This is a genomic window from Nocardia brasiliensis, assembly GCF_042691675.1.
GTDB classification, from domain to species: domain Bacteria; phylum Actinomycetota; class Actinomycetes; order Mycobacteriales; family Mycobacteriaceae; genus Nocardia; species Nocardia brasiliensis_D.
In genome coordinates, this window is sequence record NZ_CP170507.1 from 7,099,105 (window position 1) to 7,119,231 (window position 20,127).

The following is a 20,127-nucleotide window of genomic DNA, read 5'->3' on the forward strand; positions in this document are numbered from 1 at the left end:
CCGAGATGACAAACGACGCGCCGACCGGCGCGACGCTCACGTTGAGTCACAAGATCAATCGACTGTTCGCGGTCGTGCATCCCCGCTCCGCCCCCGAACGCAGCAATGCGACGGTGGCCGAGCAGGCCGGGGATTTCCTGCGCCGGACCATCCCGGTGAGCTACCTCGAGCGACTACGCCGCGGCGAGTTCGACAGCGGAACCGCCTCCAGCACAGTCGAAGTGGATGTCCTTGCGGCGATCGCCCAGAGCTTCGGCGTCGCCGCGGACTACCTCACCACGACCGGTCCGGCGGCCGAAGCGATCGATCGGGAGCTCGAGCTGCTCGCGACCATGCGGGACGCCAACGTCTCCAGCATCGCGCTGCGCGGTTCCAATGTCGATCAGTCGATTCTCGCCCGAATCATCGAGAGCACGGATCGACCCGCACCGCCGAGTCGGTAACATCTCCGCCTACATGGGGGCACTGAGCTTGCTGTAGGAGATCGATCGAATGGCCATGCAGGCGCGCTTCCGGCACCTGACACGGGACGTACCGATACCGCACCCGTGGGATCTGTCGAGCTACCTCGACGACGTCGCGGCGTATCGAGGCCGCAGCATCAGCCTGTTGCCGATCGACACCGCGCTGCTCGCCGGGACCGGCTGCGGCACGGGCAGCGGTTTGTGGATCGCCAAGCAGGACAGCGATGTCATTGTCTACGGCGCGGACACCACGGAGTGGCATGCCGAGCACATCATCGTGCACGAGCTCGGCCACATGCTGCTCGGTCACGGTCCGGAGCAGCCGACCGACGACCAGTCCACGCCCACCGTGGCGGCGGTCGCCGAGCTGCTGCCGTCGATCTCGCCGGAATCCATCGCTCATGTCCTCGGCCGCACCGACTACGGCACCACCCGCGAACGCGACGCCGAGACCTTCGCCGACATGGTCATGCTGCACGCCATGCGCCCGCCCCGCCGAGACTCGCTATTGCACCGGACGTTCTTCCGCGACCGTCGGCGGTGACGTCACCGATCGCGATCCCGGTGATCGCGTTCATCGTGCTGGTCACGCCGGTGCGCCGGATAGCGCTGCACCACAACACCACCGATCGCCTGCTCAACCGCGGCGATGGCCGCACGGAACGGATTGTCCGACGATTGATTCCGCCTGATTTCCGCCGCAGACCAGCCTCCGGGCATTCAACCGGTGCGCTGAACACCCGGAGCGGCGGGCGAACGGCAGCTGCTATGCGAGCCGGATGAGGCCGTAGTCGAAGGCGTGCCGACGATAGACGACCGACGGTCGGTCGGTCTCCCGGTCTTGGAAGAGGAAGAAGTCGTGGCCGACGAGTTCCATCTGATAGAGGGCGTCGTCGACGGACATCGGGGTAGCGGTGTGCACCTTGGTGCGGACGATATGACCGGGTCCCGCGTATTCCGCGTCCTCCGTCATCTCGTCGGGGCGACGGCGACTGTCACCGTCGGGGTGGTCGTGCGCGGAGCCGGATCCGTTCGGCTGCGCGAACAGCGAGTCGTCCACCAGGTCGGCGGTCGCCTGGGCGACGGACAGCGGGGTCTTGTCCCCGTAGTGCACCTTGCGGCGGTCCTTGGTCCGGCGCAGGCGGCTTTCCAGCTTCGCCGTCACCGACTCGAACGCGGCGTAGAAACTGTCGGCGCAGGCCTCGGCCCGGACGATCGGGCCCTTGCCGCGCGCGGTGATCTCGACGCGCTGACAGCTCTTGCGCTGCCGACGATTCCGCTCGTGGAACAACTCGACATCGAAGATGAAGATCGACGGGTCGAAGCGTTCGAGCCGGGAGAGTTTCTCCGCGACATAAATCCGAAAGTGATCCGGAACTTCGACATTGCGACCTTTCACCACGACGTCCGCACGGGGCGTCCTGGTTCGGTCCGCAGTGGATTGTTCGGTCACGTCCATGGTGCGGTTATCCAGCACCGAAGGATCAGCGTCTTGCACTGAAGGTCGTGAAGAAGTCGTCACGCGTACCTCCCGAATATGGCCGCACAGACGATGTGCGTGCGGCGGGATTGAGCCGTGCCGATCGACGATCTCTCGGCACATGATGTCCGAGGCGCCACCTCCAAACTCCCGGTTCGGGTGTGTGATCGCGACGGTAGTACGACATCAGGGAGTACGCCAGTGTTCACGCAAATTTCCCGGAGTCAAGCAGCACAGGTAACCAATACGGCGCGTGTCCGTAGTCCGATCCGCGCCAGCGCGCGCACCGACTCGCGGGCCGTCGCACCGGTCGTCAGCACGTCGTCGACCAGCACTACCTCGGCGTTTTCCGGGATCTCCCGCAACGCCGACGAACCGGGTATCGTCGTGATCCGCCCACCCAAATTGTCCGCCCGCTCCCGGGGTGTCAAGCCCACCGAATCACGCACACCCCACCACACCCGCAGCATGGATATCATTTGGCTATCGGGCAGCCAACTCGCGGCTACCCGCGCCGCGCGCAGCACCGGATCACCGCCGCGTCGCCGGGCCGCCACCGTCCGGCTCGGCGCGGGCACGAGCACCAGCGGCCGGTCCCCCGCCCGCAGTCGCGCGAGTCCGCCCGCCAACGCCATCCCGAGCGGCTCCGCCACATCCCGGCGCCCAGTCTCCTTGGCCGCCAACACCGCCCGCCGTCCCGGCCCCGCGTACGGGCCGAGCGCCCAGCACGGCACCCCGGGATCCGTCCGCGGCCACACCCGCACCGGCGGACCCGCGAGGGCGGCCGCACAGCCGGCGCACCAACCGACACCCGGCGCCCGGCAGCCCGCACACGAGGCGGGCAGGATCAGATCCAGCAAGGTCCGCATCGCCCGAGTGTGCGCCGCCCCACCGACAGGAGCGGACCGGCCGTCGAACGCCACCGTACCCCCGGCTCCCGTCCCGGAGCGACCGACTCTTATTGCGAGAGAATCATTTACGCCACCGCGGCACGGCGGTACGCTGCCGATGGCTCCGGCGCGAACCGAGCCGGGGGGAATTTGATAAATGGGGAGGGACCCACATGTTTCGAACACTGCTGTTGATCGCCGCGTCCATCGCGACCACCGGAATCGCCGCCACGGGAGTTGTCGGCACGCCGACCGCGAACGCCCAGATCGTCACGTACCTGACCGAGTACGCCTGCGAGAATTCGATGGCCCACGAGGGCTACCAGGTGGAATGCGAGTACATCAAGAACCTCGAACACCTGCCGTGGTACGGCGGCTGGGTGCGCAAGTAGTAGAGCGGGGCCTAGCCCGGTAGCACCGGTACGGCGTTCGCGCCCAGCCCCGGGACCTCACGCCAGTACGGTTCGCCGCCGTCCGGATTGCTGGTCAACTCCAGCACCGCACGGGAATCGGCGGCGTACTGGTGTTCCGGGGAAGCGCTGACCTGCCGCACCGGTGCTGTCAGGTTCCGGCTGGTCTGCGGGATGCCGCCGGAACCGTCCAACGACACGGTGCTCACCGGGTCGACATTGCCTTCGCGGGCGATGAGCAGCATGTCGCTGCCGAACCAGGACACCGAAACGGCGGCCGTACTCGAGTCGACCCCGACCGGCAGCGGCGAGGTCAGCGCGTACCCGCCGCCCGGCTTCGAAATGACTACCGCGACATAGACTTTGCCGTCGGCGATCAGTGCGGCGCGCACGCCGGTGCGGGAGATCCGCAGTTCGGTGATCGGCGGCCGGAACGCCGAACCGGAGGCGGGGCTGGTGAGCGCCGACGTATCGACGTCCTGCACCGACACTGTGCCGGTGGTCCGGTCGTTGACGGCCCGGATCACCCGCTCGCCATCGATGACCGCCCAGGCCGCGGTGCCGTCGACGTTCCAGGACGGCCGGGTGATGGTGCCGCCCTCGGCGACCGGAATGGCGTTGCCGCCGTAGGTGCCGACCATCAGGGTGCGCGGCTGTTCGGGCGCGGGCCGCCCCGCGTCCGCCACCGCGGCGACGAACTGACCGTCCGGCGACATGGCGGCCGACAGCAGATTGTTCACGGCACCGAAGTAGCCGGGTGTCGGCGTGATGACACCGTTGTTCTCCACCACCTGCACCAGCGCGCCACCGCGCAACGCGTGCAGGCCGACCTGGTTGCGCCCGATCGTCGCCGGATTGAACTGCTGCACGTCGGCGACGGACCAGCCGCTGCTGGCGAATCGCTCGTCGAGCGGCTTGCCGTCGGCGAGCAGCATGTACGGGCCGAGGATGTCGGCACCCGCGAGGGTGAGCACGACCTGGGCGGCGAGTAGCTCGCGGTCGTGCGGACTCAACGTCGACGCACCGGCGAAATCGATCTTCACGCCGCCGAGCCCGACCCCGACTTCGTCCGGGTCGCCGTTGGCCTTGGTGATCGGGCCGCGCAACGCGACCGGTGCCTGCAGCTGATTGCGCAGCACCGGGGCCAGCGCGGGCTGCGTGCCCTCGCCGAGCATGGCGAGTAACCGCTGGGTCAGCTGCACTTTGGGCACGGAGATCCAGCGCAGGTCCGGCACGACGGAGCCGCCGGTCGGATCGACGAAGTAGAGCACATAGCGGCGATACATCTTGCCGAAGGCGATGGAGTCCATCACCACGCCGTCGGGCAGCTCATCGATGCGCCACTCGCCGTTGACCTTGGTCATCTCGATCTTGTTCTCGAGCGGGTCGGCGGTGGCGCGGTAGGCGCCGTCGGCCGACAATTCGCCGACCTTGCGCGCCCGGACCCGGTAGGTCGCCTTGTCGCCGGATCGCGACTCGCGCAACGTGTCCGGCTTCTCCACGATCGTGATGCCCGCGGCGTCGTTCCAGTGCGCCGCGGCCGACGGGGTCATGTACTGGCGCGCCGCCAGGTGCCGGTTGGTCGGGTCGGCGGTGGCCAGCATGAAGTCGCGCAGCAGCAGGTCGGGGTCGCGTCCCGCGATCGGCGGCGGCGGACCCTCGGAGGTCGGCTCGCGGTTGATGGTGCCGAGCGCCTGTGGCGCCGAGGATTCCGGCAGGCTCGCACAGCCGGAGAGCACGACGAGCACCGCAACGGCCGCCGCGCCGAACGCGAACAGCCGCCGCATCTTCGCAGAACCGGTATGCATTGCCATGACTCCACCTCGCCCGGAAGCCGGCGCCGCCGTCGTCGGTGACGCGCTACGGATGGCTCGAGCCGGGCGCGCACCGGGCGGACAATTCCCCGTCATGAGGGTACGTCCCCGGGTTCGTTCGACGCGTCCGCGCCGGCCTTGCTCGAGTCGGACTTCTTCGAGTCGGTCGGGCTCGCGTCGGCCTTGCCGGAGTCGGTGCCTGCTTGCCTCGGCTCCGCGACCACCGGCGTCGACTCCGCCGCCGTCGAGCCATTGCCGGTGGCAGTGGCCACACCGTCGCCGGACCCGGAATCCGCTTCCGGCTCAGTCATTTTCGGCACGACCTCGAGCTCGACCTGCCGCACCGCGGCTTGCCTGCGCACCGGTTCCAGCGGTAGCGGACTCGCGCCGAGCTTCTTGCCGCGCACCAGCGGCAGCGTCAAACGGAAGCTCGCGCCGACACCGACCTCACCCCACGCCTCCAGCCTGCCTTAGTGCAGATTCGCATCCTCCACGCTGATCGACAGACCGAGACCGGTACCGCCCGAGCGGCGCATCCGGGACGGGTCCGACCGCCAGAACCGGTTGAAGACCAGCTTCTCCTCGCCGGGCCGCAGGCCGACACCCTGGTCGCGCACGACCACCGAGACCGCGTTCGCGTCGACATCGCCGCGCATCCTGATCAGCACCGGCTTGCCCTCGCTGTGATCAATGGCGTTGGCGAGCAGATTGCGCAGCACTCGCTCCACCCGGCGCGGGTCGACTTCCGCGACCAACGGCTCCTCGGGCAGGTCGATGACGACCTCGACACCGGCGTCCTTGGCCAGGTGCCGCACCGTGGAGATCGCCGCCCGCGCGCACATCCGCACGTCCAGCGATTCGACCTGCAACTCGGCCACACCCGCGTCGTGGCGGCTGATCTCGAGTAGGTCGTTGAGCAGGCCTTCGAAGCGGTCCAGTTCGTTGACCAACAGCTCCGCGCTGCGGGCCAGCGCCGGATCGAGATCGTCGCTGCTGCCGTGGATCAGGTCCGCCGCCATCCGCACGGTGGTCAGCGGGGTACGCAACTCGTGACTGACGTCGGAGGTGAATCGGCGCTGCAGGTTTCCGAATTCCTCCAGCTGGGTGATCTGGTTGGACAGGCTCTCGGCCATCTCGTTGAACGCCTGCGCCAGCCGCGCCATGTCGTCCTCGCCGCGCACCAGCATGCGTTCCTTGAGCCTGCCGTCGGCGAAGCGACCGGCGATCCGCGCGGCCGACCGGATCGGCAACACCACCTGCCTGGTCACCAACGCGGTGATCGCGGCGAGCAGGACCAGCAGCACGATGCCACCGATCAGCATGGTGCCGCGCATCAGGTCCAGGCTGCGCTGCTCGCTGGCCAGCGGGAAGATGAGATAGGTCTCCAGCGTGGGTATTTCGATGCTCGGGCTGCCGATCACCAGCGCCGGGCCGTGATATCCGCTCGAGTCCGAGACCGTGGTGAACTGGCGGCTGACCTGTCCGCGCCGCACGAAGTTGCGCAACTCGGCGGGCACGTCCTGAATCGGTCCGGCGGCGACCTCTTGCTGGCCACTGTCCACCATCACCAGCGCCACGTCGTAACTGCCCGCGACACCGGTCTGCGGGCTGCCGTCACTGGACAGCGCGTTGCGCGCCTCGACCAAGCGGTTCAGCTGGGTGCCGGTGTCATGGGTGCCGACCAACTGGCTGTGCACCGCGTTGCGGGCGCGGGCCATCTCCTCGACGGCCGCGTTGATCTTGGTGTCCAGCATCCGGTTGGTGATCTGATCGGTCAGCACCAGACCGAGAATCGTGATCACGATCAGCGAGAGGGTGATCGTCGAGACGGCGACCCGCAGTTGCAACGATCGCTGCCAGAGATGGCCCAGCACTACACCGAGTTCGGTGAACCGTGCCCCCACCGCCGCCAGCCGCCGCTCCAGGTGGCTTCTGGAGCCATCGGTCACGACTGCGCCCCGCAGGCGCTCGATGCCCCCGTTCGCCCGCAGGCGGTAGCTGTGCCCCGCTGGATCACGGTGGGCCGGCCTTGTAGCCGACACCGCGGACGGTCAATACGATCTCCGGATTTTCCGGATCCTTCTCGACTTTCGCGCGCAGCCGCTGCACGTGCACGTTCACCAGCCGGGTATCGGCGGCATGCCGGTAGCCCCAGACCTGCTCGAGCAGGACCTCGCGGGTGAACACCTGGCGCGGCTTGCGGGCCAGTGCGACAAGCAGATCGAATTCGAGCGGCGTCAGCGAGATCTGCGTGCCGCCACGCGTCACCTTGTGCGCGGGCACGTCGATCACGATGTCGGCAATGGACAACAGCTCGGCGGGCTCGTCCTCGGTGCGGCGCAGGCGGGCCCGCACTCTGGCCACGAGTTCCTTCGGCTTGAACGGCTTGACGATGTAATCGTCGGCACCGGACTCCAGACCGAGCACGACGTCGACCGTGTCGGTCTTCGCCGTGAGCATCACGATCGGTACTCCGGAATCGGCCCGCAACACACGGCATACATCGATGCCGTTCATGCCGGGCAGCATCAGGTCCAACAACACCAGATCGGGGCGGATCTCCCGAACCGCCGCCAGGGCCTGTGTGCCGTCGCCGACCACATGCGGGTCGAACCCTTCCCCGCGCAAGACGATCGTGAGCATCTCAGCGAGCGCCATATCGTCGTCGACGACCAGAATCTTCGGCTTCATAACTACTATGTTGTCATCTCCCAAGCCAGGATCGGGCCGCCACGCCAACACTGGTGCGAACCTGCGGCACATCCAACCCTATCGAGTAATAAATTCAGCGAATCGCGCGGTCACCGTAGCTGGATCGTCACCGGATCGGTATCTCCACCAGGGTCCGTACCAGTCGCGTTCGGCCAGCTCACGGTACACCGCGCCGGTGCGGTGCTGTAGCCCGCCGTCGCGTTCGTAGGCGTCGAGCGCGCGGCGGTCGTCGAGTTCGCCACGCTTGCGCGCCCGCTCGGCCGCGACCTCGGTCGGCACGTCCAGCAACATCTGCAGCGCGGGCACCGGCAATTCGAACCGCCCGAACTCCAGATCTCCCACCCAGCGCACGATTTCGCCGTCGGCCGACTGTTCCAGGCGCGCCGCCGAATACGCGGCGTTGGACGCCACATACCGATCGAGCACCACGATGTCGTTGTCCGCCAACAGCTTCGACAGCTCGTCGCGGGCACCGGCCCGATCCAGGGCGAACATCAGCGCCATCCCGTTGACCGACGCCGCGAGATCGCCGTGCGCACCGCGCAGCGCCTCGGCCGCCAGATCCGCGTGCACCGAGCGGTCGTAGCGCGGAAAGGCCAGCGTCGTCAGTCGAATCCCGCGCCCCCGCAGTTCCGCGGCGACGCCATCGATCAACGTGCGCTTCCCCGCGCCGTCGAGCCCCTCCACCGCAATCAACACGCCCATGCCGAGCAGGCTACCTGCGGCGGAAATGATCGACCGAAGGCGGCCTTCACCCCTTGTCGCAGGAAGAAGACCGCCCTCGGTCAGTAGCGGTCAGTAGCGGTAGTGCTCCGGCTTGAACGGGCCGTCGACATCCACGCCGATGTACTCGGCCTGGTCCTTGGTGAGCTTGGTCAGCGTGCCGCCGAGCGCTTCGACGTGGATCTTGGCGACCTTCTCGTCGAGGTGCTTGGGCAGCCGGTAGACCTCGTTGTCGTATTCGTCCGGCTTGGTCCACAGTTCGATCTGCGCGATCACCTGGTTGGAGAAGCTGTTGGACATGACGAACGAGGGGTGGCCGGTGGCGTTGCCCAGGTTCAGCAGGCGGCCCTCGGACAGCACGATGATCGACTTGCCGGACTCCTTGAAGGTCCACTCGTCGACCTGCGGCTTGATGTTGATCCGGGTCGCGCCGGACCGCTCCAGCGCCGCCATGTCGATCTCGTTGTCGAAATGACCGATATTGCCGAGGATCGAGTGATCCTTCATCGCCTTCATGTGGTCGAGGGTGATGATGTCCTTGTTGCCGGTCGAGGTGATCACGATGTCGGCGTCGCCGATCGCCTGCTCGACGGTGACCACGTCGTAGCCGTCCATCAGCGCCTGCAGGGCGTTGATGGGGTCGATCTCGGTGACCTGCACCCGCGCGCCCTGGCCGGCAAGCGATTCCGCACAGCCCTTGCCGACATCGCCGTAGCCGCAGATCAATACCTTCTTGCCGCCGATGAGCACATCGGTGCCGCGATTGATGCCGTCGATCAGCGAGTGGCGGGTGCCGTACTTGTTGTCGAACTTGGACTTGGTGACCGAGTCGTTGACGTTGATCGCCGGGAACACCAGCTCACCCGCCGCCGCGAACTGGTACAGCCGCAGCACGCCGGTGGTGGTCTCCTCGGTGACGCCCTGCACCGACTCGGCGATGGCGCTCCACTTGCCCTTGTCGGTCTCGAAGCGCTCGCGCAGCAGGTTCAGGAACACCTTGTACTCGGCCGAGTGGTTCTCGTCCTCCGGCGGAACGACGCCCGCCTTCTCGAACTGCGCGCCGCGCAGCACCAGCATGGTGGCGTCGCCGCCGTCGTCCAGGATCATGTTGGCGGGCTCGTTCGGCCAGGTGAGCATCTGCTCGGCGGCCCACCAGTACTCCTCCAGGGTCTCGCCCTTCCAGGCGAAGACCGGGATGCCCTTCGGCTCGTCGACGGTGCCGTGCGGCCCGACGACGATGGCGGCCGCCGCGTGGTCCTGGGTGGAGAAGATGTTGCACGAGGCCCAGCGCACCTGCGCGCCCAGCGCCACCAAGGTCTCGATCAGCACGGCGGTCTGCACCGTCATGTGCAGCGAGCCGGAAATGCGCGCACCCTCGAGCGGCAGCACGTCGGCGTACTCGCGGCGCAGCGCCATCAGGCCGGGCATCTCGTGCTCGGCCAGCCGGATCTCCTTGCGGCCGAATTCGGCCAGCGCCAGATCTGCCACCTTGAAGTCGATGCCATTGCGGACATCGGCCGTCAGTGTGGTTCGCGCGGGAAGTTCTGAGGTCGTCATAGCCTCTATCTGCCTCTCCTGGAAGTCGGTACCAACACGCAAGGTTAGTCGCTGGCGCGGCGGGTGGGTACACCGTACTCACCCTTGCTAGCTTGGCGCGATGCCGAACCTCCGCCCACTCGTCAGCACCACCGTCGCCGGTCTGCTCGTCCTCGGCCTGAGCACCGCGTGCGACAGCAGATCGGATTCCTCACCGGCGGGCCCGTCCCGCACGGTGGACCTGCAAGCGCACCGCGGCGGACGCGGTCTCACCGTCGAGGAATCGCTACCCGGTTTCGCCAAGGCGATCGAACTCGGCGTCAGCACGCTGGAGCTCGATATCGTGCTCACCAAAGACAAGATGCCGATGATCTGGCACGACCCGACCATCCTCGCGACCAAGTGTGTGGACACCGCACCCGCGACACCGGACGATCCGCAATTCCCCTATGTGGGCAAGCTGATCCACGACCTGACCTACGTACAGACCCAGACGCTGGACTGCGGACGGACCCTGGCCGACTACCCCGGCCAGCAGGCGGTGCCCGGCAACCGGATCGCCACGCTGCCCGCGCTGTTCGACCTGGTCAAGTCCTACCGGGGCGCCAACCTTCGCTACAACATCGAGACCAAGGTGGAAGCGGAGCACCCCGAGCAGTCCGCGACACCACAGGAATTCGTCGACGTCATCCTCAGCACGGTCGCCGCGGCGGGCGAGACCGGCAATGTCGACATCCAAAGCTTCGACTGGCGTTCACTTCCGCTGGTGCGCAAGGCCAATCCGACGATTCCCTTGGTGGCGCTGTACGACGACACCACCTTCGTCGCGGGATCGAAATGGCTCGGGCCGATCCGCTACGAGGACTTCGCGGGCGATCCGCTCGGGGCGGCGAAGGCGCTCGGCGCCAACGCCGTCTCACCGGGCTACTCGGTCCCCTACGGCCGGAAGGCGGGCGAACCCGGTTTCGGCGTGGTGGCGGACAAGACTTATGTGGAGCGCGCCCATCAGCTCGATCTGCGGGTGATTCCGTGGACGGTGAACGACAAGGCCACGATTGCCGCGCAACTCGACACGGGGGTGGACGGCGTGATCACCGACTACCCCGACCGCATGCGAGAGGTGTTGCAGGAGAAGGGATTACCCCTTCCTCCTGCATACCACCGCTGAGCCGGGGCGGGCCGGTGACTACGCCGCGCCCGACTCCCGCACGTCGGACTCCATCGAATGCGACTCCGCGAGATTCGACGGGGCCGAACTCGGCTGGCCTGCACTCGACTGTGCCGAATAATTCGACTGGGCCGACTTGGACTGGGCGCCGCCCAGTGTGGCGACGGTGCCGTACATCTCCAACAGGCGGCGCCGCTTGCGCGGATGAATATTCGCGCGGGTGACGTCCCCGTCGTAATGCTCGAGCACCCGATGATCCATGATCGCCCGCCACAGCGGCGGAACGGCGGCGAACAGAATCATCGTCGCGTACCCGGCAGGCAATTGCGGCGCCTGCATCGAGCTGCGCAGAGTCTGGTACCGGCGTCCCGGATTGGCGTGATGGTCGCTGTGCCGCTGCAAATGGAACAGGAAGATGTTGGTGACCAGCCGGTCACTATTCCAGCTGTCCCGCGGCGAGCAGCGCGCGTACTTCCCATTCGGGCGGCGAGCCCGCAGCAACCCGTAGTGCTCGATGTAATTCACCGTCTCCAGCAGCGAGGCGCCGATCACCGCTTGCAAGATCAGCCACGGCAGCACCGTCCAGCCGAATATCGCGATCATCGCGCCGAACAGCACCACGCTCATCGACCAGGCCTGCAGGATGTGGTTCTGCACGCTCCACCAGCGCCGACCCTTCCGCTCCAGGCGCTCCCGCTCCAGCGCGATCGCCGACCGGAAGCTGCCGAACACACTGCGCGGCAAGAACTCCCACAGCGTCTCGCCGAGCCGGCCGCTGGCCGGATCCTCCGGAGTCGCCACTCGCACGTGGTGGCCTCGATTGTGCTCGACGAAGAAGTGACCGTAGAACGACTGCGCCAGTGCGACTTTGGCCAGCCAGCGCTCCGCGTGCTCGACCCGGTGCCCGAGCTCGTGCGCGGCGTTGATGCCGATGCCGCTGACGAAGCCGAGAGTCGCGGCGAGCCCGAGTTTGTCGAGGGTGCTCAGCTCGTGCCCGGCCCACATGTAGCAGGCGATGAGCAGGCCGATCAGTTGAACTGGAAGGAACAGATAGGTGCACCACCGGTAATACCGGTCGTTGGATAGCAACTCATAATCCTCATCGCGCGGGTTGGTGCCGTCCTCGCCGACAACCCAGTCCAGCACTGGGATGACGATCAGCACGATGATTGGACCGATCCACCAGAACACCCTTGCACCCGTCTGCAACACGAGTTGCGAGGGCAGGAGTGCGCTCAGTGGAGCGATCAGGCCGAAAACCCATAAGTGTCGTTTGGGATCAGAAGATACCGCCGGTTTGCCAACCGTTTGCACGTTTGCCCCGCTAAATAGAAACCCTAACTCCGATGTACGAGAATAATTCCAGACTGTACGACTGTTTCGCAGACCTTGGCGGTTGAAACGTGATGAGCGTTACATCTAAGCCCCTACTTTTTTAAGTGGGCTCACATGTGTCTGAAGGTGCGGCTTACTTTGCGCAAACGGACCGAGGTTCTTCGGAGTCCGATCAGTGCTCGATTCGGGCCGCCAGGATCGCCTCGACATACGGGCTCAGCAACTGGCTCAACTCGCCCGGCGCATCCCGTCCGGGACCGGGCGGCGTGGGAATGTAGCTCAGCGCGATGCGCACCAGCGCGTGCGCGATGACATCGGATTCGGCCGCCGTGGCCGCCACCCAGCTGTGCTGGAAAGCCAGCGAGAGCCGCCCGGTGGCGTGGTCGAGCAACGGCCCCGCATCAAGGGTGATGAGCCGCAACAGGTCCAACTTCACCTCGCCGGCGAGCAGTGACTGCACCAGCGGGTCGGCGGCGGCGTCGACAAAGAAGTTCGTCATTCCCTCACGGAACGCCGCGCGGACATCACCGACATTGCCGGTGATGGCCGCGTCGACGTGATCGACCAGATCGTCGGCCAGGCGCAGTGCGTACGCCTGCGCCAGACCGCTGCGGGAACCGAACTCGTTATAGAGGGTCTGCCTGCTGACGCCCGCCTTGGCCGCCACGTCGCCGAGGGTGATCTTGGACCAATCCCGCTCGGTGAGTAGTTCGCGCATGGCATCGAGAACGGACGTACGCAGGAGTTCCCGCGCCGCTTCCTGATAGGGGAGCTTGTGTTTGATGTGCGGCACTCGCGGGTCCCTTCGTGGTGACGCTCCGCTCCCGCCTCCGGGCCCGGCGCTCGCGCCGCGGGTTCCGATGCGCGGCATACCCGCGACACTGTCACGGGCGGTTCCCGCAGTCAAAGTGTCATGACCGTTCGATTTCGACCATGTAGAAGTCCGCCTTCGCCGCGCCGCAGTCCGGACAGGTCCAGTCGTCGGGGATATCGTCCCAGCGGGTGCCCGGGGCGATCCCGTCATCCGGCCAGCCCTCGGCTTCGTCGTATTCGAAACCGCATTGAATGCATTGGAACAGCTTGTATTCCTTCATTTGACGGCTCCCATCGGTTCGAAGTCGATCTTTTCCCGGACCCCGCAGTCCGGACAGCACCAGTCGTCGGGAACTATTTCCCAGCGAGTTCCCGGCGGGAAGCCCTCGTGTGGCGCGCCTTTCGCCTCGTCGTAAACGTATTCGCAGACGGGGCAGCGAAATGAGTTCATGCCCGCACCTCGCCGGTCTGCTCACCGCCGCGGTAGCGGGCGATCACGGCGTCCCGTTTACCGGGCTGAATGTTCGCGCGGGTGATGTCGCCGCCGTAGTGGGCGAGCACCCGCTTGTCCATCACCCGACGCCACAGCGGCGGGAAGTAGGCGAGCAGGATCATGCTGGCGTAGCCGCTCGGCAGGTTCGGCGCACCATCCCAGCTGCGCAACGTCTGATAGCGCCGGGTCGGATAGGCGTGGTGGTCGCTGTGCCGCTGCAGGTGGTACAGGAAGATATTGGTCACGATGTGGTCACTGTTCCAGCTGTGCACCGGCGCGGGCCGCTCGTAGCGGCCGGACGAAGTGCGTTGCCGGACAAGGCCGTAGTGCTCCAGGTAGTTGACCGCCTCCAGCAGGCTGAAGCCGACCACCGCCTGCAGCACGAGATACGGCAGCAGACCGATACCGAACACCGCGAGCAGCACGCCGTACAGCGCCGCCGACATCAGCCAGGCGCTGAGCACCTCGTTCTTCAGGCTCCACGGCTTCTTGCCGAGACGCGCCAGCCGCTCCTTCTCCAACCGCAACGACGAGGTCAGGCTGCCCCACACGGTGCGCGGCCAAAATGCCCAGAAGGACTCGCCGACACGGGAACTCGCCGGATCCTCCGGCGTCGCGACCCGCACGTGATGACCGCGGTTGTGCTCGATGTAGAAGTGGCCGTAGAACGACTGGGCCAGCGCGATCCGCGACAGCCAGCGCTCCAGGTGCACCTTCTTGTGTCCTAGTTCGTGGGCGGTATTGATGCCGATGCCGCCGATCATGCCGACCGTGATGGCCAGGCCGATCTTGTCCACCAGCTGCAGGCCGCCGTCGAAGCCGAGCCAGCTCGCCTGGTCCGCGGTGATCAAGTAGCAGGCCATGATCAGCGTCGCGTACTGGAATGGCAGATACAAATAGGTGAGGTAGCGGTAGTACTTGTCGTGTTCCAGGTATTCCATCGCCTCGTCCGGCGGATTGTCGCCGTCGGGCCCGAAGAAGATGTCCGCCAACGGGATCAGCACGTACACCAGGATCGGGCCGAGCCAGAACGGCACCTGCGCCAGTCGATGCCAGCCGAGCTCGTTGAGTGCCCAGATCACCGGGATTCCGATGGTGAAGAGGCCGGTGGGGGCGAACAGACCCCACAGCCACAGATAGCGCTTGCGATCGCGCCAGGCCGGGGTCGTCACCGGCTGCGTAGACGTGTCGGCTGTCGTCGACATCGTTGTCTCCAATCCAAAAGCGGCACGTCAGGTGTGACGTGCATTACCCCTGAAATGGACGATAGAGATCAATTTGTCGTTTGTCTAGACAAATCAGCCGATTTGTAAAGCTGCACGACGCCGTGCAACGCAAACACCCCGGTCGCGGCGATAGCCGGCCGGGGTGTTGGTCGTCGAGGGGCGCTACCGCAGCAGCACGTCCACGTTGGCGGGCAACGCGTCGACCGGCCACCAGCGCAGGTCGGTGGACTCGGCGCTGCGCACCGGGACGGCACCCGCCGGTGCGGTGATCCGGAACAGCAGATCGAGGTGCCTGGTCGGCACGCCGAGCGAACAGGTGATCGGATGCGCTTGGGCGCCATACAGTTCCGGCTCGAGCCGCAGCCCGGGGATGCCCGACTCCTCGGTGGCCTCGCGCAGCGCGGCGCCCGCCACCGTGTCATCACCCTCCTCGCAGTGGCCGCCGAGCTGAATCCAGCTGCCGACCCGCGGATGCAGGGTCAGCAGGACCTCGCGTTCGTCGTGCGAGAAGACCACCGCCGACGCGGTGATATGACCGGGCACGTGCTCGCGCAGACAACCACGCGGGGCCGAGCCGAGGAACGCGAGCATCGCCTGCCGCAGCGATTGATCCGAACCCGCTGTCGGCGACCATTTTTCGAGCAGTTCGGTGGCCGACGCATGCAAAGAATCCGCGCTCACAGTTCGACCAACCCCAGGCCGGGGCCGGGCACCGAGCGCGGCGTGAGTTCCTCCTGCGGATGGCCGATGGCGATGGCGCCCAAGGGATTCCAGTCATCCTCCAGCCCCAGGACGTCGCGGGTGATCTCCGGCGCGAAGATGGTGGAGCCGATCCAGCAGCTGCCGAGGCCCTCGGTGGCCAGCGCGACGAGCAGACCCTGGACCGCCGCGCCGACCGCGACGGTGAACATGGTGCGCTCGTGGCTGCGCCTGCGCTCGTCCGGATAGTCGTGCGCGCCGTCCGGTACGCAGAACGGGATGATCACCTCGGGTGCGTCGAAAAGGATTCGGCCACGGGCGATTCGGCGCTCCACCCGGTCCGGTGGCAACCCGTCCGCGGTGAGATCGGCACGCCACTTATCGGCCATCGCGGCCAGCAGCCGAGCCCGCAGACCCGGCTCGCGCAGCCACACGAATCGAACTGGACGGGTGTGGTGCGGCGCGGGCGCGGTCAGTGCCACGGCGACCGCGGCGCGGACCCGTTCGGGATCGACCGGCGCGTCGGCGAACTGCCGGATCGACCGGCGCAGCAGTACCGCCTCGCGACGCCCCCGATCGATCGCCTCGGCGGTGCCGAGCCAGAACAGGTCGTCGGTGCCGCCGCGCAGCAGGTCCGCCGCGGCGGACCCGTCGTCGACGATCGGCAGCCCGCGCACCACCGCGACCGGCACGCCACCGAGCTTGCCCTTCACCAGATCCGCGGCGGCGGCCAGTTCGTCCGCGATCGCGACCTGGGTGACATGCAGTTCGTTGCCCTGCCCGTCGACGGCGCCCGCGTAGTCGTGCAGCACCCGCAGGCCCGCGGCGCCGATCGCGGCGTCGGTCTGGCCGTTGCGCCAGGCGCGGCCCATGGTGTCGGTGATGACCACGGCGACCCGCACGCCGAGCCGTTCGGCGAGCGCCGTACGCAATGCCTTCGCGCTGGCGTCGGGATCGGCTGGCAGCAACACCAATTCGCCCTGTTCGACATTGGAGCCGTCGATCCCGGAGGCCGCCTGGACGATGCCGAGCTTGTTCTCGGTGATCAGGGTGCGGCCCTTCCGCGCGAGCACCCGCACCGCCTCCCGCTCGACCAGGGCGCGGCGCACGGCATCACGTTGCACCGGGTCCAGCGGCGCGTCGACGATGCGCCCTTCGACCTTGGCGACGATCTTGCTGGTCACCACGAGCACGTCGCCGTCGGCCAACCAGGGCGCGCCCGCGGCGATGTGTTCGGCGAGGTCGTCACCGGGGCGGAACTCGGGCAGCCCGGTGATCGGCAGGATGCGCAGCTCACCGGCCGCGTGGTCCATCCCGGCCGCGTCCGCTGCTTGCTCGGTTGGCTGGTTCACGGCTTCACTCCCGCAAGGTCGAGCGCCTCCCGCACCATCTCGGCGGTGGTCGGCGGATCGGTCATCAGCAGCGGAACGCTGCGTACTTCGACACCGGGTACGTCGGCGGTGTCGGTGGTGTGGATCAGCCAGCCGTCCAGGATGCCGGTGGCCGAGCGGGCGCCGTAGTGCCGGCCGATCGCCTCGGCGGTGGTCTCGACCCCGATCACCGACAGGCATTCGTCGGCCATGCCGCGCAGTGGTCGTCCGTCGATCACGCCCGACACGCCGATCACTTTGGCCTCGGTGGTGCGCAGCGCGCCGCGGATGCCGGGCACCGCCAGGATGGCGCCGATGCTCACCACGGGGTTCGACGGAGCGAGCAAGACCACATCAGCCGACTCTATGATCTCGATCACATTTGGGGCCGGTTTGGCGTCCTCAGCCCCAATTGTGGCGAATCCATGGGTCTCGATGTTCGCGCGATAGCGAACCCACCACTCCTGGAAATGGATCGCGCGACGTTCGCCAGGGTTGTCGGGGTCGGTCACAACCACATGCGTTTCACACCGATCGTCGGTTGCCGGGAGCAGTTTCACGCCCGGCTGCCACCTGTTGCAGAGCGCCTCGGTGACCGCGGAGAGCGGATACCCGGCGCGCAACATCTCGCTGCGAACCAGATGTGTGGCGATATCGCGGTCGCCGAGACCGAACCAGTCCGGCTGCGCGTGATATTTCGCCAGCTCCTCCTTGGCGTGCCAGGTTTCGCCGACCCGGCCCCAACCTCGGTCGGTATCGATGCCGTCACCGAGGGTATACATGCAGGTATCGAGGTCGGGACAGATCCGAAGGCCGTGCATCCAGACGTCGTCACCGACGTTAACGATCGCGGTTACGTCGGCTTCGGGCAGCAGTTCCCGGACACCTTGGAGGAAACGCGCGCCGCCGACACCCCCGACCAGGACGGCAATCCGTGGCCCGTTGCCCGCTTCGGTATCCGCTTGAAGAGGAGTCACATCCGCACAGCCTATGCGCTGCCGGACCGGCGGATGTTCGGCGCATATTTGCTGGTCATTTGCCCTACAGTTGGACAAGATCATCTTGGAAGACGTTCGCGGATAGTAACGGAATAGCGACGGCGGCTTGACCATCGACACGTCCGGCGTGTCTAATCACAGTCATGTCATTTCGGGTTCGCGCGAGAGTGCAAGGCGCGAACAGCTTTTCGAACAGATGTTCGCATCGAGATGATGAGCTCGGGGACGTCCGCGGGACAACGTCGCGGGGTATGGCCGTCGGTAGGCGTGTTGGTCCGACGGAACGAATCATTCTGCGCTAACACACAGTGAGGAGGCGGAGCGATGGCCAACGAGATGGTCTCGCCGACCGATTCCACAGCAGGCGCAGCACGTGGCGTCTGCGCAGACAATGGCTGGAAGGATCGCGAGGGGGGTGGTGACGAAGTCTCGACGCCCCGGCTCAGCCTGGTCGTCACGGGCTTCGACGAGATGTTCGAATCCATCGAAGAGCAATGGCAGGAGCGTGCCCTGTGCGCGCAGACCGATCCGGAGGCGTTCTTCCCAGAGAAGGGCGGCTCGACTCGCGAAGCGAAACGGATCTGCATGGGCTGCGAAGTACGCGACGAGTGCCTGGAATACGCACTCGCCCACGATGAGCGTTTCGGCATCTGGGGTGGCCTCTCCGAGCGGGAGCGCCGCCGCCTGAAGCGCGGCATAGGTTAACCGCAGACTTGGGTTGGCCCCCGAGCTATTCGCAAGCGCGAGAAGTCGCCACGGCGACAACAGATCTCGCGAATCAGCGAGTAACTCCGGGGGTACGCCCGAGCCCCCATCAGTAGACCGAAGGCCGCCGGCCGACCGGCGGGACACCACTGGGTGCGCGTGCCCGCGACGGGCTGACTAGGTTTTACCTCATGGCACGTTCCCGGAATCGTCGTCCACCGACCGCACGGTCGGTGATCCGCCGTGGTCGCGGGGTACGTGGGCCGATGTTGCCGCCCACCGTGCCCGCTTGGCGCACCCGGGGGCAGAAGTTCGACCGGCTGGTGCTGGAGGCGTTCGCACCGCTGGACACCCGCTGGCACGACCGGCTCACCAAACTCGACATCGCGGTCGACGATGTGCCGAAAATCCGTCCGCTGCACCCTGATTCGGTCACTTGGCCGGACGAGGTCGTCGCCGACGGACCGGTGCCGCTGTCCCGGCTCATCCCGGCGGGCGTCGACCGGCACGGCGCGGCCACCCGCGCCCGGGTGGTGCTGTTCCGCAAACCCCTGGAACTGCGCGCCAGCGATCCCGACGACCTGGTCGATCTGCTGCGCGAGGTGCTGGTCCAGCAGATCGCCACCTACCTCGGCGTCGACCCGGACATCATCGACCCGGAACCGGAGTAAAGACGCACCAAGCCGAGCCCGCACCGGTAACGAATGTTGTTGCGAGCGGCGATAACTGATCAGCAGCGCCGGGCAACGCGCCCCGGCGGCTCGCACCCGTACGCGGCACCCGCCCCGGTGACGCGAGTATTTGCCCGATTCATGAGCGTGTCTATCCACATCGGGACGCCAGGGGGGTTACTCTCATCGGCGTGATCCCCATGCGTCGTTGCTGCCGTCCAGGTTGCAAGAATCCGGCCGTCGCGACGCTCACCTATGTGTACTCGGATTCGACCGCCGTCGTCGGGCCGCTCGCGACCGTCGCCGAACCGCACTCCTGGGATCTCTGTGAAACGCACGGTTCCCGGATCACCGCCCCGAAAGGCTGGGAGATGGTTCGCCACGAAGGCGGCTTCTCGTCCAGCACACCGGATGACGACGATCTGACCGCGCTCGCCGAAGCGGTCCGCGAGGCCGGCCTACGCCGCCGCCCGCCCGAACCCGACCAGCGCGGCTACCGCGACTATGCGCCGCCGCCCCAGCGCACCACCCGCACCGGCCGCCGTGGCCATCTCCGGGTCCTCCCCGATCCCCCGTCCTGAACAAACCCAGCGCAGACTGCGAGCGGACTGCGTCCGACA

The 20,127-nt window shown here is 66.8% G+C and carries 21 protein-coding genes and 1 pseudogene; 7 read left to right on the forward strand and 15 right to left on the reverse strand.

Going from position 1 to position 20,127, the window contains the following annotated elements; translation table 11 throughout:
- The first annotated feature begins 5 nt into the window (after positions 1 to 5).
- Together ACFK0J_RS32595 and ACFK0J_RS32600 are read left to right on the forward strand one after the other, a co-directional pair.
- On the forward strand, positions 6 to 443 hold the full coding sequence (locus tag ACFK0J_RS32595) for a hypothetical protein (RefSeq protein ID WP_378733546.1): 438 nt from the start codon (positions 6 to 8) through the stop codon (positions 441 to 443).
- 49 nt (positions 444 to 492) lie between these two features.
- Positions 493 to 1,008 (forward strand): hypothetical protein, encoded by a 516-nt coding sequence (locus ACFK0J_RS32600; RefSeq protein WP_378733547.1) that lies wholly within the window; start codon positions 493 to 495, stop codon positions 1,006 to 1,008.
- A 222-nt stretch (positions 1,009 to 1,230) separates the two neighbouring features.
- Here the strand turns inward: ACFK0J_RS32600 and hpf are convergent, their stop codons facing one another.
- On the reverse strand, positions 1,231 to 1,986 hold the full coding sequence (hpf, locus tag ACFK0J_RS32605; RefSeq protein WP_378733548.1) for a ribosome hibernation-promoting factor, HPF/YfiA family: 756 nt from the start codon (positions 1,984 to 1,986) through the stop codon (positions 1,231 to 1,233).
- A 182-nt stretch (positions 1,987 to 2,168) separates the two neighbouring features.
- The gene (locus ACFK0J_RS32610) at positions 2,169 to 2,813 is read right to left on the reverse strand and encodes a ComF family protein (RefSeq protein WP_378733549.1); all 645 of its coding nucleotides are present in this window, start codon (positions 2,811 to 2,813) and stop codon (positions 2,169 to 2,171) included.
- 194 nt (positions 2,814 to 3,007) lie between these two features.
- On the opposite strand from ACFK0J_RS32610, the gene ACFK0J_RS32615 reads away from it, so the two are divergent.
- Complete coding sequence (locus ACFK0J_RS32615) at positions 3,008 to 3,226, forward strand: hypothetical protein (protein WP_378733551.1); 219 nt, start codon at positions 3,008 to 3,010, stop codon at positions 3,224 to 3,226.
- 11 nt (positions 3,227 to 3,237) lie between these two features.
- Here ACFK0J_RS32615 and lpqB read toward each other — a convergent pair whose 3' ends face one another.
- The 5 genes and pseudogenes from lpqB to ahcY all read right to left on the reverse strand — a co-directional run bounded on the left by lpqB (position 3,238) and on the right by ahcY (position 10,050).
- Positions 3,238 to 5,058 carry an MtrAB system accessory lipoprotein LpqB gene (gene lpqB / locus ACFK0J_RS32620; RefSeq protein WP_378733552.1) on the reverse strand — a complete coding sequence of 607 codons (1,821 nt, stop codon included), beginning with the start codon at positions 5,056 to 5,058 and terminating at the stop codon, positions 3,238 to 3,240.
- Positions 5,059 to 5,150: 92 nt separating this feature from the next.
- Positions 5,151 to 6,983, reverse strand: a pseudogene (gene mtrB, locus ACFK0J_RS32625) (MtrAB system histidine kinase MtrB).
- A gap of 88 nt (positions 6,984 to 7,071) precedes the next feature.
- Positions 7,072 to 7,749: an MtrAB system response regulator MtrA gene (mtrA, locus tag ACFK0J_RS32630; protein ID WP_378733553.1), complete on the reverse strand. Its 678-nt coding sequence runs from the start codon at positions 7,747 to 7,749 to the stop codon at positions 7,072 to 7,074.
- A gap of 78 nt (positions 7,750 to 7,827) precedes the next feature.
- Positions 7,828 to 8,475: a dTMP kinase gene (locus ACFK0J_RS32635; protein WP_378733554.1), complete on the reverse strand. Its 648-nt coding sequence runs from the start codon at positions 8,473 to 8,475 to the stop codon at positions 7,828 to 7,830.
- A 90-nt stretch (positions 8,476 to 8,565) separates the two neighbouring features.
- Complete coding sequence (ahcY, locus tag ACFK0J_RS32640; RefSeq protein ID WP_378733555.1) at positions 8,566 to 10,050, reverse strand: adenosylhomocysteinase; 1,485 nt, start codon at positions 10,048 to 10,050, stop codon at positions 8,566 to 8,568.
- A 100-nt stretch (positions 10,051 to 10,150) separates the two neighbouring features.
- Between ahcY and ACFK0J_RS32645 the strand changes: the two genes are divergently transcribed.
- Positions 10,151 to 11,197, forward strand: coding sequence for a glycerophosphodiester phosphodiesterase (locus ACFK0J_RS32645; RefSeq protein WP_378733556.1), 1,047 nt, complete (start codon positions 10,151 to 10,153; stop codon positions 11,195 to 11,197).
- A gap of 18 nt (positions 11,198 to 11,215) precedes the next feature.
- Here the strand turns inward: ACFK0J_RS32645 and ACFK0J_RS32650 are convergent, their stop codons facing one another.
- The 8 genes from ACFK0J_RS32650 to cofD form a co-directional block, all read right to left on the reverse strand.
- Positions 11,216 to 12,409, reverse strand: coding sequence for an alkane 1-monooxygenase (locus ACFK0J_RS32650; RefSeq protein ID WP_378733557.1), 1,194 nt, complete (start codon positions 12,407 to 12,409; stop codon positions 11,216 to 11,218).
- Between the two features lie 295 nt (positions 12,410 to 12,704).
- Complete coding sequence (locus ACFK0J_RS32655) at positions 12,705 to 13,403, reverse strand: TetR/AcrR family transcriptional regulator (protein WP_378733558.1); 699 nt, start codon at positions 13,401 to 13,403, stop codon at positions 12,705 to 12,707.
- Between the two features lie 40 nt (positions 13,404 to 13,443).
- Positions 13,444 to 13,626: a rubredoxin gene (locus ACFK0J_RS32660; RefSeq protein WP_378733559.1), complete on the reverse strand. Its 183-nt coding sequence runs from the start codon at positions 13,624 to 13,626 to the stop codon at positions 13,444 to 13,446.
- Complete coding sequence (locus ACFK0J_RS32665) at positions 13,623 to 13,796, reverse strand: rubredoxin (protein ID WP_218471274.1); 174 nt, start codon at positions 13,794 to 13,796, stop codon at positions 13,623 to 13,625. The genes ACFK0J_RS32660 and ACFK0J_RS32665 overlap by 4 nt, the downstream gene beginning before the upstream one ends.
- Positions 13,793 to 15,043, reverse strand: coding sequence for an alkane 1-monooxygenase (locus ACFK0J_RS32670; RefSeq protein WP_378733560.1), 1,251 nt, complete (start codon positions 15,041 to 15,043; stop codon positions 13,793 to 13,795). Before ACFK0J_RS32670 ends, ACFK0J_RS32665 begins: the two co-directional genes overlap by 4 nt.
- 183 nt (positions 15,044 to 15,226) lie before the next feature.
- Positions 15,227 to 15,745 carry an NUDIX hydrolase gene (locus tag ACFK0J_RS32675; protein WP_378733561.1) on the reverse strand — a complete coding sequence of 173 codons (519 nt, stop codon included), beginning with the start codon at positions 15,743 to 15,745 and terminating at the stop codon, positions 15,227 to 15,229.
- On the reverse strand, positions 15,742 to 17,076 hold the full coding sequence (locus ACFK0J_RS32680; RefSeq protein ID WP_378743204.1) for a coenzyme F420-0:L-glutamate ligase: 1,335 nt from the start codon (positions 17,074 to 17,076) through the stop codon (positions 15,742 to 15,744). Before ACFK0J_RS32680 ends, ACFK0J_RS32675 begins: the two co-directional genes overlap by 4 nt.
- A 35-nt stretch (positions 17,077 to 17,111) precedes the next feature.
- On the reverse strand, positions 17,112 to 18,110 hold the full coding sequence (gene cofD, locus ACFK0J_RS32685) for a 2-phospho-L-lactate transferase (protein WP_378733562.1): 999 nt from the start codon (positions 18,108 to 18,110) through the stop codon (positions 17,112 to 17,114).
- Between the two features lie 492 nt (positions 18,111 to 18,602).
- Between cofD and ACFK0J_RS32690 the strand changes: the two genes are divergently transcribed.
- From ACFK0J_RS32690 to ACFK0J_RS32700, 3 genes are all read left to right on the forward strand, one after another.
- Entirely contained in the window at positions 18,603 to 18,836 is a 234-nt protein-coding gene (locus ACFK0J_RS32690) for a WhiB family transcriptional regulator (protein WP_029901515.1), read from the forward strand.
- A gap of 191 nt (positions 18,837 to 19,027) precedes the next feature.
- Positions 19,028 to 19,507 (forward strand): metallopeptidase family protein, encoded by a 480-nt coding sequence (locus tag ACFK0J_RS32695; RefSeq protein WP_218471279.1) that lies wholly within the window; start codon positions 19,028 to 19,030, stop codon positions 19,505 to 19,507.
- Between the two features lie 200 nt (positions 19,508 to 19,707).
- Complete coding sequence (locus ACFK0J_RS32700; protein WP_041563073.1) at positions 19,708 to 20,088, forward strand: DUF3499 domain-containing protein; 381 nt, start codon at positions 19,708 to 19,710, stop codon at positions 20,086 to 20,088.
- Positions 20,089 to 20,127 lie beyond the last annotated feature (39 nt).

Excerpts from the sequence above, each read along its gene's own strand:
- ACFK0J_RS32635 (WP_378733554.1), bottom strand. The coding sequence starts at position 8,475 with ATGGGCGTGTTGATTGCGGTGGAGGGGCTCGACGGCGCGGGGAAGCGC.
- ACFK0J_RS32680 (WP_378743204.1), bottom strand. The coding sequence starts at position 17,076 with ATGGACCACGCGGCCGGTGAGCTGCGCATCCTGCCGATCACCGGGCTG.
- ACFK0J_RS32670 (WP_378733560.1), bottom strand. The coding sequence starts at position 15,043 with ATGTCGACGACAGCCGACACGTCTACGCAGCCGGTGACGACCCCGGCC.
- lpqB (WP_378733552.1), bottom strand. The coding sequence starts at position 5,058 with ATGGCAATGCATACCGGTTCTGCGAAGATGCGGCGGCTGTTCGCGTTC.
- ahcY (WP_378733555.1), bottom strand. The coding sequence starts at position 10,050 with ATGACGACCTCAGAACTTCCCGCGCGAACCACACTGACGGCCGATGTC.
- ACFK0J_RS32700 (WP_041563073.1), top strand. The coding sequence starts at position 19,708 with ATGCGTCGTTGCTGCCGTCCAGGTTGCAAGAATCCGGCCGTCGCGACG.
- mtrA (WP_378733553.1), bottom strand. The coding sequence starts at position 7,749 with ATGAAGCCGAAGATTCTGGTCGTCGACGACGATATGGCGCTCGCTGAG.
- ACFK0J_RS32660 (WP_378733559.1), bottom strand. The coding sequence starts at position 13,626 with ATGAAGGAATACAAGCTGTTCCAATGCATTCAATGCGGTTTCGAATAC.
- ACFK0J_RS32615 (WP_378733551.1), top strand. The coding sequence starts at position 3,008 with ATGTTTCGAACACTGCTGTTGATCGCCGCGTCCATCGCGACCACCGGA.
- ACFK0J_RS32665 (WP_218471274.1), bottom strand. The coding sequence starts at position 13,796 with ATGAACTCATTTCGCTGCCCCGTCTGCGAATACGTTTACGACGAGGCG.
- ACFK0J_RS32610 (WP_378733549.1), bottom strand. The coding sequence starts at position 2,813 with ATGCGGACCTTGCTGGATCTGATCCTGCCCGCCTCGTGTGCGGGCTGC.
- ACFK0J_RS32595 (WP_378733546.1), top strand. The coding sequence starts at position 6 with ATGACAAACGACGCGCCGACCGGCGCGACGCTCACGTTGAGTCACAAG.
- ACFK0J_RS32645 (WP_378733556.1), top strand. The coding sequence starts at position 10,151 with ATGCCGAACCTCCGCCCACTCGTCAGCACCACCGTCGCCGGTCTGCTC.
- ACFK0J_RS32600 (WP_378733547.1), top strand. The coding sequence starts at position 493 with ATGGCCATGCAGGCGCGCTTCCGGCACCTGACACGGGACGTACCGATA.
- ACFK0J_RS32655 (WP_378733558.1), bottom strand. The coding sequence starts at position 13,403 with ATGCCGCGCATCGGAACCCGCGGCGCGAGCGCCGGGCCCGGAGGCGGG.
- ACFK0J_RS32695 (WP_218471279.1), top strand. The coding sequence starts at position 19,028 with ATGGCACGTTCCCGGAATCGTCGTCCACCGACCGCACGGTCGGTGATC.
- ACFK0J_RS32690 (WP_029901515.1), top strand. The coding sequence starts at position 18,603 with ATGTTCGAATCCATCGAAGAGCAATGGCAGGAGCGTGCCCTGTGCGCG.